We start from the raw sequence: 423 nt of genomic DNA, 5'->3' as shown, positions 1-423 counted from the left end.
AAATTCGGTAGTGGTTKAARAGTATGCTAAACATACTCTTACAAAAAACACTTCTTTTAATATATTGATATTTAAATATTTAACTGTCATTGGATTATTTGATAATATTCCAGCATACTTTTCAAACCACTACCCAAAAATTCTCCATTTTATTGTTTTTTGCAAAGGTCTCCTTCTGTGACTTTTTTACTAGCCTTTTACTATAGTCAAATCACTTATAATCCAATCTATCCAAAGCAGATATAAAGAGCAACTTGTAGTAGAATTATCAAAAACAAACTGAGCATATCCTATGACCTACTGCCGCCAATTCCGACAGAAAATTCTTAACGATATTGCTAATGGAGAAACTTGGCGCGCTGTTGCAAAGCGCTACAAGATCAGCAAATTCACCGTCTATAGCTGGATTAAAAATCCCCATCC

Annotated in this window: 1 protein-coding gene; it reads left to right on the top strand. The window is 33.3% G+C overall.

Translation table 11 applies throughout. From position 1 onward, the window contains the following. Positions 1 to 292: 292 nt before the first annotated feature. On the top strand, positions 293 to 423 hold a 131-nt coding region (locus tag A5N85_RS17960; protein ID WP_143143291.1), incomplete at its 3' end, for a helix-turn-helix domain-containing protein.

This window comes from Suttonella ornithocola (genome assembly GCF_001889065.1).
Classification (GTDB): Bacteria; Pseudomonadota; Gammaproteobacteria; order Cardiobacteriales; family Cardiobacteriaceae; genus Suttonella_A; species Suttonella_A ornithocola.
Note: the sequence above shows the minus strand (reverse complement) of the source record. Positions and strands in the feature narration are given on the sequence as shown.